Here is a 12,995-nt window from a genome sequence, read left to right on the forward strand (position 1 = left end):
ATGCCGGGCGACGAGCGCACCCGGCATCTTTTTCAGTGTTTAAACAGACTTATTTGTTGAACAGCAATTCACGCTGAATAACTGGCGACGCCTTTGGGTCCAGACCAAAGTCGGTCAGGAAGTCAGCGTACCAGCCTTGTGTCTGACCGGTTTCATACCAGTAAGAAATCGAAGTGCTGACCCAGTTCACAAACCGCTGATCCGATTCCTGACGCACTGCGACAGAAGTTGGCGACGAAAACGCCGGTGTCGGGATCACAAGCTGGCCACGGCCCAGCTTCTTGCGCGCGGCCAGAAGCGGTGGGTGGAACAGCGAAACAGCATCAACACGGCCCGACTGGAACGCAGCGATCGACGCGCCATTGTCAGGGAAACGCTGGATGTCAGCATTTGGCAGGTTGTTGGTCACATAGGTGTCCATGCTCGACCCTTGTGGCACGGCAATGGAAACGTCTGCGTTGTTCAGCTCTGCCCATGTGGATGCGGCCAGATCATCATTCGCCAAAACCGCGAGCGAGATATAGAGCAAAGGACTGGCTGGGAACGCAACCGAAACGGCGCGATCGGGCTTGGGATCAAGCACCGGCATTGCGTCGATTTTGTTAGACTGCAAAGCGGCCACTGCGGTGCCCCATGTCACCTCAACAACCTCCAGGTCCACACCCAGAGTTTCGGCCATTTTCTGACCAACTGTGATGCCCAGACCGCTGTCCCATTCACCGGTCGCAGGGTTTTTGCTGAACCATGGTGGAGCTTGTGTCACACCAATGCGCAACTTGCCCGACTCCTGAATTTGCTCCCAGGTTGATGCATCCTGCGCGACAACAGGTGCCGTTGTCAGCATCGCGGCGGCGGCAATGCCTGTCAGCCAGCTCGCTGTTTTCTTAAGTATATTTTTCATAAGATAGTCCTCTCTGTTGATGGTTCGGTTATTCTGGCAACTTGAACAGGGCGTGCCCGTCAAGGAACTCCCGCATGCGTTGCGTTTGTGGATTCTTAAGCAGCTTCTGCGGCTCGCCTTCTTCGTGAATGGCGCCCTCGTTCAGAAACAAAACACGGTGGGCAACATGATAGGCAAAACCAAGTTCGTGGGTCACGCAAATCATCGTCATGCCTTCATCCGCCAACTGGCGCATGGTCTTGAGCACTTCCCCTACCAGTTCCGGGTCCAGCGCGGATGTGACCTCGTCAAACAGCATAACTTCGGGGTCCATCGCCAGCGCGCGCGCAATCGCAACCCGCTGTTTTTGGCCACCAGACAAACGTGACGGGAATTCCTCGGCCTTTTCAGCCAGACCAACACGTTCCAGCTGCACCATGGATTTCTCTTTGGCTTCGTCACTGCCACGGCCCAGAACGGTGATCTGACCTTCCATTACGTTTTGCAGAACCGTCATATGTGGGAACAGGTTAAAGTGTTGAAACACCATCCCGATGCGCGTCCGCAGCTTGCACAGATCGGTCTCTTTGTAGCGCATCTTGCCGCCAACCTCTGTGCCCACGGCCTCACCGTTCAGATAAACCCGCCCCTTGGTCGGCGTTTCCATAAAGTTGATGCAGCGTAGCAAGGTTGACTTGCCTGATCCGCTCGACCCAAGCAGAACAACGGTTTCCCCCGCATTCACTGTCAGGTCTATGCCCTTCAGGACTTCCAGCCTGCCAAAGCTTTTGTGTAGTTTTTCGACGCGGACTAGTTCGCTCATTGGTCACTCCGGCTTAGTTTGCGCTCGATGACATAAGTGGCCTGCACAACAGGGTAGAGGACCACAAAGAATATCACAGCGACGGCGGTATAGGATTCAATTGGATTGTAGTTGAGATCAGCGATCAGCTTGGCCTGGTTCAATGTCTCGACATAAGCCACAACCGAGGCCAGCGTTGACATCTTGAACACTTCGATCCCGCGATTGGTCAAAGCCGGCAAAACCCGCTTTAACGCTACAGGAAGGATGACCCGGCGCATGGTTTGCGCGAAGTCCATGCCAATGGCTTTGCCCGCCTCCCACTGACCTTTGTCGATGGATTGAATGCCGGCCCGGTAAATCTCGGCCGAAAACGCCATGGTGTTCAGCGAAATCCCCAGCACTGCCGCCATAAACGGGGTGGTTTCGACCCCGGTCAGGATCGGAAAGGCATAGTAAAACCAGATGATCTGAACCAGCACCGGCGTATTGCGAAACACCTCGACAAACGCGCGTGCAGGCCATGCCGCGATGGGGGCTTTGATATAGCGCATAACGCCCACCACCAGCCCACCGGACATGCCCAGAACCACCGTGACACCGAACATCAACAGCGTGCCTTTAAGGCCAACCCAGAAGACGTACCAGTTTTGAAAAATTGTTGCGAAGTCCCAGTTATAGCCCATGTTAATGCACCGTCCCTTCGCCGGATTTCGCCAGCCTGCGTTCCACCATGATCGAGAGTTGGCTAAAGACAAAAATCATAACAAAGTAGATAACTGCGATGACCGTATAGACCTCCAGCGGGCGAAACGTCCGTTGGGCAATGTCATTGGCCTGATACATCAAGTCCGTATAGGCGATGGTCGATACCAACGTTGTGGTTTTCAAAAGCTCGATTGAGCGTTCCATGAAGGCCGGGATCATACGTTTGACTGCCTGAGGCAGGATAACCCGCCGCAAACATTGTCTTCGGGTCATGCCGATCGCCTTAGAGCCTTCCCACTGACCGCTCTCGATCGACTGAATACCGCTTCGGAAAATTTCAGCGAAAAAAGCCGATGATTGGATCGAGAAGGTCACGATTGCCGTTGTGTACGGTGTCATGTTGACGTCGAACAGGATCGGAAAGGCAAAAAAGAACCAAAACAGCTGAACCAGCGGCGGTGTCGTGCGGAAAAACTCAATGATGAAGGCCGCAACCATCGACAAAGCCCGAATTTGCGACAACCGCGACAGCGCCAGAACAAGCCCCAACGGGACTCCGAACATAAGCGCAAGGCCTGTGACTTGAAGGGTGTTCACAAGCCCCAGAAGCAGCAAGTCGAAGCTGTCTAAGACCGGTGCAAAGTTCCATTCCATTCTAGACGGACTCCCTTTGACGTTTTGTGTGAGAATGCGGGCGGGAATTGCCCTTTGAACCGTAAAACCGTGACGCTCTATAGGGGGCGAGATCGATATTGGGCCGTTTACCACTCATCAATTGCGCCAGAATTTGACCGGTACGTGCGGACCCGGTCAGGCCCACATGTTGATGCCCGAACCCCAGGAACAGACCCTTAAGGCTGCCAAGCTCGTCAATAACAGGAACCGAGTCTGTGGGTGCCGGACGATGCCCGAACCAGCGCGTTTCCTTGGAATAAGTCAGTCCCGGAAGCACTTCGGTCATCGAGGCTCGGAGAAGATCAAACACCTTGTCCTGACCTTCGTTTTTCAACCCGCCGAATTCAACCGCGCCAGCCACACGTAAACGGCCTTTCATGGGCGAGAATATGAGCTTTTTGGTGGGCACCAAAGTTGGCATGCGCGGCAGGAATGACGGGTCCCAGAACTCCAGATGATAACCGCTTTCAGCCTCAACCGGGATGTTCACGCCCAGCGTTTTGGTCACAATCGGTGACCAGGCCCCTGCCGTTATCGCGACGCGATCCGCCGGGACCGGACCGACCCTGGTCATCACACCCGTCGCGCGCCCATCCTGCTGAAGAATATCGGTGACTTCGCCGTTCAAAAGCGCGCCGCCAGACTCTTTGAAATGCGCCCGCAATTCTTCGACATAGGCCCCGGGATCGGAAATGCGCCCATGACCTGACAATGCGGCCAGAAAGCCCAGCTTATCGGTGAATATCGGATCATAGCTCTGGCGCGCGGCACCTTCATGCTCGCTCCACTCAAACCCAAGTTCCCGACGAATGTCCCACGCCAGCGCGTCCCCGCCAAAGGCGGCCTTGTCTTTGTAAAGAAACGCGAAATCACACGGGCTGATGTGTTTTTCAGCACCTGTATCCTTGGCCAGCGCCAAATGGTCTTCCAGACTGTTGCCAATGATAGGAGCCAGCGCAGCCGCGATGCGGCGCGTCTCGGGCGCATTTGCGTGCGACAGGTAACGCATGGTCCACGGGAAAAGACGCAGCATATATGACCAGCGCACAAAGATCGGCTCTGTGCTGCTGAGCACCATTTTGGGAATTTTGCCAATCAGGCCTGGCATCGTCACCGGCAATACAGATGCCGAGGCCAACACCCCGGCATTGCCATAACTGGCCCGATCTTCGGGGCCGCCTTTGTCAATCAATGTGACCCGGTTGCCTTCACGTTGCGACCAGATTGCTGTGGAAATCCCGACCATGCCGCCGCCAACCACAATAACATGTGGCTGGCGAGGCTGGTTATGATCGGGGGGGGAGTGAAGCATCCGATCTTACACCAGGTTTTCTTTTTCAAGGTCAGAAAAGCTGCGATCCAGGGCATCAATCACAGGCTCAACATCTTCCATTTGTAAGCAAAGCGGCGGCACCATACGCAGCACGTTTTTGAATGTGCCGGATTTGGAGAGGATCAAGCCGTGTTCGCGTGTGTGCTCAAACACATGCGCAGTGTGATCCGGCGCAGGCTCTTTGGTGTCGCGATCTTTGACCAGCTCAATCGCCTGCATGAACCCGCGTCCACGCACATCACCGATAATGTCATAGCGATCTTTAAGCTGCTTCAGACCTTCGTGCAGTTTCGCGCCAACTGTTTTGGCATTGTTGATCAGATCGTCCTCTTCGATCACTTGCAACACGGCGCGCGCCGCAGCACAGGCAACCGGGTTGGCACCATAAGTGTGGAACAACAACTTGCCCGCCATGCTTTCCGCGATCTCTTTCTTGACCACCACCGCACCAATCGGAATTCCGTTTCCAAGACCTTTGGCGATGACCATCACGTCCGGCACGATGTCGTGATGGTCAAAGCACCACATTGCGTCACCGGTTTTGCCAAAGCCTGACTGAACTTCATCCATGATAAGCAGACCACCTGCCGCACGCACCTTTTCAGCCGCGCCTTTCAGATAGCCCGGAGGCATCTGAATGATCCCGCCATAGCCCTGTACAGATTCGATAAACATCGCGGCCAGTTCACCGCTGGTCGTGTATGCAATCGACCGGTCAATCTCTTCCAGATATGGGTCGGTGCCCTCACCAAAGATGCCACGATATTGGTTCGGCTCTGCCACAAACGAGACATTTGACAGCTGAGAAACATTGTGGCGGAACCCCTGCACACCAGTCACTGCCTGCGCGCCATATGTGGCGCCGTGGTATGAATTGCGCAGCGCAAGAATGTCGTGATTTCCGGTCGATGCGCGCGCCATCATGATCGACAGATCAACGGCCTCTGCACCCGAATTGGTGAAATGAACAACCCATTCATGACCCTTTGGCATGGTCGCCGCCAGTTCTTCAGCAAGATGCGCCGGAACCGGATGGTGAAACATCGTCGTACAATGGGTCAGCTGCTGAACCTGCTCAGTCACAGCCTCAACCACTTTTGGATGCGCGTGACCCACGCTGATGCACAGGTTCATGCCCAACAGATCAATCAGCTTGTTACCTTTCTCATCCCAGCAATACTGCATCATCCCTTTTTTCAGGATCAGCGGTTTTTGATAGGGCACGAAAGCACGCTGTGACGCCGCATAATATGTGTCGCGCCGGTCGATAATGGATTGTGTCGACCAATCTACTGCCTTCGTCATAGGTATTTTTCTCCTGCAAATGTGGGGCTCGGGCGACGCAGCGGATTTGTTTCATGCGCTTTGTTAGCCTGCCAGTTACCAAAGCCTGCCAAAGGAATCGCGTTCTGAAAATGGACAGTTCGTCACAATTTTCAGGACAGATGAATTTGCCAGCTAGGTGCGCAGCTTTCCGACTTCTTCTGCAATGATCTTGATTCCATCGCGAATTTCCGACTTGGGCAAAGCCGCAAACCCGATGCGCAAATTGCGCCGCCCCTGGCGCGGGTCCTTAAAAAACACCGACCCTTCATCAATCAGCACACTGCGAGCCGTTAGATTTCTGGCAAGAGTTGTACTGTCGAAATCCGGAGGTCCGGTCAGCCAGAAACACGTACCCCCCAGCGACGCCTGAATTACAAAATCAGGCAGATATTCAGACAGGGCGCTTTGCGTAATTTCCCACCGGGCCCGATACCGCCTCTCCATCTTTCTCAGATGTGCATCCAACGCCCCGCTGGCGATGAAATGGGCCATGGCCTCCTGCATCAGGATCGGCGGATGGCGCATCATATACCGTCTTATCGCTTTGATTTCTTTAATAATATCAGCATGCGCCACCATATACCCAATACGCAAACCCGGCGCCACGCTCTTGGAAAGGCTACCCACATAAATCGCGCGACCGTTGGTATCAATCGACCGGATCGGACGCCCCCGCGCCTGTACGAAATTCATCTCTGCTTCGTAGTCATCTTCGCATATCAGAAAGTCGTCCTGCACCGCGCGGTCGCACAATTCCAACCTGCGCTCATGCGGCATGGTGACGGATGTTGGGAACTGGTGACTGGGCGTTGTATAGACCAGCCCAACCTCTTGCGGAATTTCCGAAACGACCAAACCTTCCGCATCAACCCGGACATTGTGAACCGTGTTCCCGGCAACTTCAAACGCATTGCGCGCCTCCGGGTAACACGGGTCTTCGACGGCCACGCCGCGCCCCAAATACGCTGTCAGACAACCCAGCAAAAAAATTGCGTTCTGCGCGCCCGAAGTGATTAATATTTGATCATAGCTGGCGCTGATACCCCGGTAGCCAAGCAGCCTTTGCTGCAATTGTTTAACGAGCTTCGCACTCCCCGTACCCGCAGCGTCGCGGCTCCAGACCTCAAGGTTAGACGTCGCCATGGCCACCCGCATGCTCTCGCGCCAGGCTTGAATTGGAAATTGCGCAGGTTCGATTTGATTGTAGACAAACGGATAGTCGTAACTGTCCCAATCATCAGGGTGGTCAACTCTTGCCATGCGCGACGGACGTTTTGCGTCACCCATCATCCGGTCCAGCGGGGATTGGTAGGGATGTTCGCTTTCCGAATGTGACTGTATCGCGGTTGCCGTTTTGGCAAATGCTTCATTCACAAAATAACCGCTGCGATCACGCGCCGTGACCAGACCAATGTCAATCAAACGGCAATAGGCGTCATAAACCGTGTTGCGAGACACCCCCAAATGCACTGCCAACGCGCGACAAGACGGCAAAGGCTCTGACACCGGAAACAGATCGCGCGCAATGGCCGAGCTGATCAATTCGCAAATCTGGTTGCGCAAATTTCCTTGCGACGTTTCAGGCAGGCGTAAAAACTGGGCGTTGTGCACGGCGTGATCCCGTAAACTGAACGGTTGCGATATCCTGACCAAAGTCTGCGCCTTGCGCGCGGCAACTTCAATTGCCAATCGTTCCAAATCTGGCGCGCGACGGTCGGCCATATATCCGCAACAGTATTGCGGACGATGCTTCAAGTTCGTATCATAATAGTGCTTTCGGGTAAGCTTCCAGGTCCGCGGAAAGCCGTCATCGGCACCCCACATCTGAACGCCGACCTTTCTTCGGTATGTCTCGTGCTCGGCCCCAGCGGACCATCGAGCCCATTATGAGGACACCGATGACAAAACCTCTGGATCAACTGCGTCGCGACGCCAAGACCCTGCGCAAAGCTCATCAGGCAGGCGCTCTTCACGCCCGCCAACGGATTGCGGCCAATCCCCCAAGACCGGATGGTACAGCGCTGAAACACGCCGACTATCTGCATGTGATTGCCCGCGAAAACAGCTTTCTGTCCTGGCCCGCGCTTAAACTGGCCGCCGATCTGCATGGCATGGACAAGGCCGCCAAAATGCAACGCCTGAAACTCGCGCTGTATCATGGCCAGTTCCACGTCGCGGACCAACTGCTCAGCGACACGCCGGATATTGCACAAGGTGATTTTGGCCTGTGCCTTGCGCTTTATCTCAAATCAGAGGTCCTGAGCGCGCTGAAAACCAACCCACACCTGGCAACCAAACCTATTGGCGGGCTGGCGCCTCCGCTGACTGTTCTGGCCCGTTCGAAATGGATACATCACACGCCCGAACGACACAAGGATATGCTGGCCATCGCAGACGCTTTGCACACTTGCGGCGCAGACCTCGATCTGGGCGCGCCAATCTATGACGGTGATGATCACAAACTATCTCCACTCTATTTCGCGACGGGTCATGCCAACAACATGGCGCTTGGCGAATGGCTGCTGGACCACGGTGCCAATCCAAATGACGGCGAAAGCCTGTATCACGCAACCGAACTGGGCCATCACGACGGGTTGCGGATGCTGCTGGACCACGGCGCCGACCCAAAAGGCACCAACGCGTTGCTGCGGGCCATGGATTTCCACGACACGGCAGCGGTGCAACTGTTGCTGGATCACGGCGCGCAGATTGATGAGTTTGACGGCACTCATGTCGGCGGAGAGGCACCGTGGGTTGTCCCGGCCCTGCATCAGGCCGCGCGCCGGATGTGTGGCCCGGACATGATCTCTCTGTTGCTGAACAACGGGGCTGATCCGAACCGCCGTTTTGAGGGCACAACACCTTATGCCTATGCGCGTGTCTTCGGGAACGCAACGCTCGCCAATCTGCTAAAAGACCGCGGCGCCAATACCGACCTCACGAATGCCGAGAAACACCTGATAGCGGCGGCCGATGGCGCGGCGGGTGCGCGCATTGATCCCGACACCCTCCCCGATGCCTATCGCAATATCATCCGCATGATCCTGCATATCCCGGGCAAACTGCCCCATGTCCGGCGGCTGGTGGAACTGGGCGTCGATTATGACCGCCCCGACGCCGAAGGCCTCACGCCCGTTCAGGTCGCCGGATGGGAAGGCTTGCCAGACGTGTTGGAATATCTGCTTGGCCTGAAACCGGACCTGACACATGTGAATGGCTATGGCGGCACGCTGCTGTCCACCATTCTGCACGGCGCGGAAAACTGTCCTCAGCGCAACGAACGGGACTATGTCAGCTGCCTGCGGTTGGCACTGAACCAAGGCGTGACGCTACCGCGTCGCGCGATTGAACTGGCTGGCCCCGTCGATCTGTCGGAATTCCTGATCGATTGGGCTGAACAACATCCCCGGCAAGTGACCGAAGGTGGCATTGCATGAAAAAGAAGTCAGGCAAACCCGCCTGATTTCTTTAAAAACGAAATCCCAAAGCGTAGTATTTCGGGCAGTCCGACTGCCCGAAACTCAGTAGCTGAACTCGCCAAACACCCGGTTCAGATCACCGTTCCAATCGCCATGATAGCGGTCCAGCAACTCATCTGCGGGCACCTTGCCGCTATCCACGCTTTCCTTCAACGCGTTCAGGAAATGGGTCTCGTCTGGTACCAATCCACCGGCACCGGGCTGCGCACGCGCCTTTAGTCCCGCCTCGGACAACGCAACCACTTCGCGCGCCAGATCGTGCATGTTTATGTTGCCAACTTTGGCCTGCAACCCGTCTTCTGACGCCGCCACCCGCAATGCCTCGCGGGTTTCCGCGTCCCAGCCTTTGACCAGATCCCACGCCGCATCCAATGCGCCCTGATCATACATCAGCCCAACCCAGAACGCCGGCAACGCACAAAGCCGCCGCCACGGCCCGCCGTCAGCGCCGCGCATTTCCATGTATTTCTTGATCCGCGCTTCCGGGAACGCCGTGGTCAGATGATCCGCCCAATCGCTCAACGTCGGAGTTTCCCCCGGCAGCGCAGGCAGCGCGCCTTTGAGGAAATCCCGAAACGACATGCCCAGTGCGTCAATGTATTTTCCGTCGCGATAGACAAAATACATAGGCACATCCAACGCGTATTGCACCCAGCGTTCAAACCCAAAGCCCTCTTCGAAAACAAAGGGTAACATACCGGTGCGATCCGCATCCAGATTGCGCCAAACCAGCCCGCGCGTGGATTTCACACCATTGGGCTTACCGTCCAGAAACGGCGAATTGGCAAACAGTGCGTTGGCTACGGGCTGCAACGCCAGCGCGACACGTAACTTCTGCACCATGTCCGCCTCGGAGGCGAAATCCAGATTGACCTGCACGGTGCAGGTGCGTCGCATCATGACGCGCCCCATAGTGCCGACCTTCTGCATATAGCTGTCCATCAGCTTGTAACGCCCCTTGGGCATCAGCGGCATGTCGTCATGGGACCACGTTGGCGCCGCGCCCAGCCCGATGAACCCCACACCAATCTTGTCAGCAATGTCTTTGACATCCGACAGATGCACATTCACCTCGTCACAGGTCTGGTGGATATTTTCCAAGGGCGCACCCGACAATTCCAGCTGCCCGCCCGGCTCCAGCGACACGTTTGCGCCGTCCTTTTCCAGCCCGATCAGCTTGCCGCCCTCTTCAACCGGCGACCAGCCATGACCATCCCGAAGCCCCTGCAAAACCGCCAGAATGGACCGCTCGCCCTCATAGGGCAGCGGTTTCAGCGTGTCTTTGCAATACCCAAACTTTTCGTGCTCGGTGCCGATCCGCCATTCTTCGCGGGGCTTGCACCCCGACGACAGATACTCTGCCAGCTGATCATGATGTTCGATGGGTCCGCCGCCGGACTGTGGAATGGACATGGGGAGAACTCCGGTCCCTGAAACTCTGTGTCAGAAAGTGGTGAGGTGATTTGGCGCGAGTGTCAATCCAACCGCGCCCTAATGCAGCCAGATACCGCTCTTTTGCCAGATCACAACAGGGTGATCCGGACGCGCCTGTAACTGGGTCAGCATGGCCTCGGTCTTTAACCCCGGCAGTGTGGAAAACGCGTCAAACAACGCCTCTGCACCCTCGGCATTTACCGGGATCTGCACGCCCAGTTGCCCGGTTTGCGTCAACACCCACACCGCAGGGCGCGACCCGCCGTCCAGCTCCAGCCGTTCAAGATCGCGCATCGCCACGGTGCCGCCATTCAGCGGGCCAAGATACATCACCTCACCCTCGTCAACCTGCACCACGCCCGGACCACCCTGCCCGGCACGAAACCGTGCCCGCTGAACGCCCGCCACAGTCAAAGCACCGCCCAAAATCAACAATCCGAACCCCAGCCATTGCAACAATCCAAAGCCGCTGGCCCACCAAAGCCCCAGCAAAACGATCATCCCGCCAACCAACACCTCGCGCCAACGATACAACGCCGCCCGTGCCTCCGGTCGAATGAAACTCATACCCAGTCCCCCAAAACCTGTTGCCAGATCGTCATTGCCGCCACTGCTGCCGTGTCAGCCCGCAAAATCCGTGGTCCCAGCGACACCACATGCGCATATGGCAAAGCCTTCAGACGTGCGCGTTCCTCAGGGGAAAACCCACCCTCCGGCCCGATCAATATCGCCCACGCGCCATCCTGTGCGCCTTTTCCCGGCTGGTAGGTCGGACAACGCCCGACCGCTTCCACAGTGTCAAACACCGACGGTTGTCCGACTTCGGCCTCGTCGCAAAACATCAACTGCCGCCCCTCTGGCCAGTCCGCCAGAACCCGATCCAGCCGCTGCATGGCCGCCACTTCGGGCACATAGGTGCCGCCGCATTGCTCTGCGGCCTCAACCGCATGTGCCTGCAGCCGGTCCTGCCGGATACGCTCGGAATTGGTGAAATCGGTCTGCACCGGCACAATCCGCGCTGCGCCCATTTCGGCCGCTTTCTCCACAATAAAATCAGTACGCGCCTTTTTGATCGGCGCAAACAAAAGCCACAGGTCCGGGGGCATCCGCAACGGCTTGGTCTGCGCGTCACAGGTCAGGATTCCAGCCCGCTTTCCCGCCTGAACCACGTTGCAACGCCACGCACCATCCTGCCCGTTGAACAGCTCGACAACGTCGCCCACCCCCATCCGCATCACCCCAAAAAGGTAATGCGCCTGATCCCGCGCCAGAGGAATGGTTTGCCCTTCCCCCAGGCTGTGCTCTACATAAAGTCTGACTTTTGCTTCTTTCATGAGACCTACATATGACCGGTACACCCACAACGCCAGAGCCAACGCCCAACCAAAATGGCCAGGTCTCCGATGCCGTAAAGGGCAACTGGGTTGATCACCTCGCTCCGCCCGCCACACGCCCCTATCTGCGCCTCAGCCGCGCCGACCGGCCGATTGGCACCTGGTTGTTGTTGCTGCCCTGCTGGATGGGGCTTGCGCTGGCGATGCTGTCTGACGGACGCGCCAGCCTGCATGACCTGTGGATTTTTGTCGGCTGCGCCCTTGGGGCCTTTCTGATGCGCGGTGCAGGGTGCACGTGGAATGACATCACCGACCGCGATTATGACGCACAGGTCGAAAGGACCCGCTCGCGCCCGATCCCGTCCGGGCAGGTCAGCACCAAACAGGCGGCTGGCTGGTTGATCGCCCAGACGCTTATCGCCTTTGCCATCTTGCTGACCTTTAACCTCAACGCCATCCTGCTTGGTTTCATCTCTCTGGCACCGGTGGCGATTTACCCGTTTGCCAAACGCTTCACCTGGTGGCCGCAGGTCTTTCTGGGCATTGCCTTTAACTGGGGCGCGCTGCTGGCATGGACCGCACATACCGGCACACTCAGCGCCCCGGCGGTTGCGCTCTATCTCGCGGGCATAGCCTGGACGCTGTTTTATGACACGATTTATGCACATCAGGACACCGAAGACGACGCGCTGATCGGGGTGAAATCCACCGCACGGCTTTTTGCCGACAAGACCCCGCAATGGCTGCAACTGTTCCTGATCCTGACCGTGTTCCTGATGGGAATCGCTGTGATCATGTCCGCCCTGCCGCGCAGCCCGGCCTCGCTGGCGATGGCACTGATGGGCCCGATGGCGATGGGATGGCACCTGCAATGGCAAATGCGGCGCCTGAACACCGACAATCCGACAATCTGCATGATGCTGTTCCGCGCCAATCGCGACACCGGGCTGATCCCCTTGCTGTTTTTCGCCGTTGCATGGTTCCTTTGATTGCAAGCTGCGCCTCAGCGTCGTATCAACCCCGC

The 12,995-nt window shown here is 56.8% G+C and carries 12 protein-coding genes; 2 read left to right on the forward strand and 10 right to left on the reverse strand.

Annotation, left to right across the window (positions count from 1 at the left end; translation table 11 throughout):
• Window positions 1–49 precede the first annotated feature (49 nt).
• The 7 genes from ABJI08_RS00490 to ABJI08_RS00520 form a co-directional block, all read right to left on the reverse strand.
• The gene (locus ABJI08_RS00490; RefSeq protein ID WP_348399861.1) at window positions 50–901 is read right to left on the reverse strand and encodes a transporter substrate-binding domain-containing protein; all 852 of its coding nucleotides are present in this window, start codon (window positions 899–901) and stop codon (window positions 50–52) included.
• Between the two features lie 28 nt (window positions 902–929).
• Entirely contained in the window at window positions 930–1,703 is a 774-nt protein-coding gene (locus tag ABJI08_RS00495; RefSeq protein WP_348399862.1) for an amino acid ABC transporter ATP-binding protein, read from the reverse strand.
• A complete protein-coding gene (locus ABJI08_RS00500) occupies window positions 1,700–2,368 on the reverse strand; it encodes an amino acid ABC transporter permease (protein ID WP_348399863.1) in 669 nt (222 codons plus the stop codon). Before ABJI08_RS00500 ends, ABJI08_RS00495 begins: the two co-directional genes overlap by 4 nt.
• Window position 2,369: 1 nt before the next feature.
• On the reverse strand, window positions 2,370–3,044 hold the full coding sequence (locus ABJI08_RS00505; RefSeq protein WP_348399864.1) for an amino acid ABC transporter permease: 675 nt from the start codon (window positions 3,042–3,044) through the stop codon (window positions 2,370–2,372).
• A 1-nt stretch (window position 3,045) separates the two neighbouring features.
• Window positions 3,046–4,377, reverse strand: a complete 1,332-nt coding sequence (locus tag ABJI08_RS00510) for an FAD-binding oxidoreductase (RefSeq protein WP_348399865.1) — start codon at window positions 4,375–4,377, stop codon at window positions 3,046–3,048.
• Window positions 4,378–4,383: 6 nt separating this feature from the next.
• Window positions 4,384–5,703, reverse strand: coding sequence for an aspartate aminotransferase family protein (locus ABJI08_RS00515; protein ID WP_348399866.1), 1,320 nt, complete (start codon window positions 5,701–5,703; stop codon window positions 4,384–4,386).
• A 153-nt stretch (window positions 5,704–5,856) separates the two neighbouring features.
• Window positions 5,857–7,446: a PLP-dependent aminotransferase family protein gene (locus ABJI08_RS00520; RefSeq protein WP_348399867.1), complete on the reverse strand. Its 1,590-nt coding sequence runs from the start codon at window positions 7,444–7,446 to the stop codon at window positions 5,857–5,859.
• A gap of 176 nt (window positions 7,447–7,622) precedes the next feature.
• Here ABJI08_RS00520 and ABJI08_RS00525 point away from each other — a divergent pair, with 176 nt between their 5' ends.
• On the forward strand, window positions 7,623–9,161 hold the full coding sequence (locus tag ABJI08_RS00525) for an ankyrin repeat domain-containing protein (protein WP_348399868.1): 1,539 nt from the start codon (window positions 7,623–7,625) through the stop codon (window positions 9,159–9,161).
• A gap of 84 nt (window positions 9,162–9,245) precedes the next feature.
• On the opposite strand, the gene ABJI08_RS00530 is transcribed toward ABJI08_RS00525, so the two are convergent.
• From ABJI08_RS00530 to ABJI08_RS00540, 3 genes are all read right to left on the reverse strand, one after another.
• On the reverse strand, window positions 9,246–10,616 hold the full coding sequence (locus ABJI08_RS00530; RefSeq protein ID WP_348399869.1) for a glutamate--cysteine ligase: 1,371 nt from the start codon (window positions 10,614–10,616) through the stop codon (window positions 9,246–9,248).
• 78 nt (window positions 10,617–10,694) lie between these two features.
• Complete coding sequence (locus ABJI08_RS00535; RefSeq protein WP_348399870.1) at window positions 10,695–11,204, reverse strand: hypothetical protein; 510 nt, start codon at window positions 11,202–11,204, stop codon at window positions 10,695–10,697.
• Window positions 11,201–11,971 carry a 16S rRNA (uracil(1498)-N(3))-methyltransferase gene (locus ABJI08_RS00540; protein ID WP_348399871.1) on the reverse strand — a complete coding sequence of 257 codons (771 nt, stop codon included), beginning with the start codon at window positions 11,969–11,971 and terminating at the stop codon, window positions 11,201–11,203. Before ABJI08_RS00540 ends, ABJI08_RS00535 begins: the two co-directional genes overlap by 4 nt.
• 11 nt (window positions 11,972–11,982) lie before the next feature.
• Here ABJI08_RS00540 and ubiA point away from each other — a divergent pair, with 11 nt between their 5' ends.
• A complete protein-coding gene (ubiA, locus tag ABJI08_RS00545) occupies window positions 11,983–12,960 on the forward strand; it encodes a 4-hydroxybenzoate octaprenyltransferase (RefSeq protein WP_348399872.1) in 978 nt (325 codons plus the stop codon).
• Window positions 12,961–12,995 lie beyond the last annotated feature (35 nt).

The organism is Shimia sp. (genome assembly GCF_039969785.1).
Lineage (GTDB): Bacteria > Pseudomonadota > Alphaproteobacteria > Rhodobacterales > Rhodobacteraceae > Shimia.

Excerpts from the sequence above, each read along its gene's own strand:
- ABJI08_RS00490 (WP_348399861.1), bottom strand. The coding sequence starts at position 901 with ATGAAAAATATACTTAAGAAAACAGCGAGCTGGCTGACAGGCATTGCC.
- ABJI08_RS00495 (WP_348399862.1), bottom strand. The coding sequence starts at position 1,703 with ATGAGCGAACTAGTCCGCGTCGAAAAACTACACAAAAGCTTTGGCAGG.
- ABJI08_RS00500 (WP_348399863.1), bottom strand. The coding sequence starts at position 2,368 with ATGGGCTATAACTGGGACTTCGCAACAATTTTTCAAAACTGGTACGTC.
- ABJI08_RS00505 (WP_348399864.1), bottom strand. The coding sequence starts at position 3,044 with ATGGAATGGAACTTTGCACCGGTCTTAGACAGCTTCGACTTGCTGCTT.
- ABJI08_RS00510 (WP_348399865.1), bottom strand. The coding sequence starts at position 4,377 with ATGCTTCACTCCCCCCCCGATCATAACCAGCCTCGCCAGCCACATGTT.
- ABJI08_RS00515 (WP_348399866.1), bottom strand. The coding sequence starts at position 5,703 with ATGACGAAGGCAGTAGATTGGTCGACACAATCCATTATCGACCGGCGC.
- ABJI08_RS00520 (WP_348399867.1), bottom strand. The coding sequence starts at position 7,446 with ATGGCCGACCGTCGCGCGCCAGATTTGGAACGATTGGCAATTGAAGTT.
- ABJI08_RS00525 (WP_348399868.1), top strand. The coding sequence starts at position 7,623 with ATGACAAAACCTCTGGATCAACTGCGTCGCGACGCCAAGACCCTGCGC.
- ABJI08_RS00530 (WP_348399869.1), bottom strand. The coding sequence starts at position 10,616 with ATGTCCATTCCACAGTCCGGCGGCGGACCCATCGAACATCATGATCAG.
- ABJI08_RS00535 (WP_348399870.1), bottom strand. The coding sequence starts at position 11,204 with ATGAGTTTCATTCGACCGGAGGCACGGGCGGCGTTGTATCGTTGGCGC.
- ABJI08_RS00540 (WP_348399871.1), bottom strand. The coding sequence starts at position 11,971 with ATGAAAGAAGCAAAAGTCAGACTTTATGTAGAGCACAGCCTGGGGGAA.
- ubiA (WP_348399872.1), top strand. The coding sequence starts at position 11,983 with ATGACCGGTACACCCACAACGCCAGAGCCAACGCCCAACCAAAATGGC.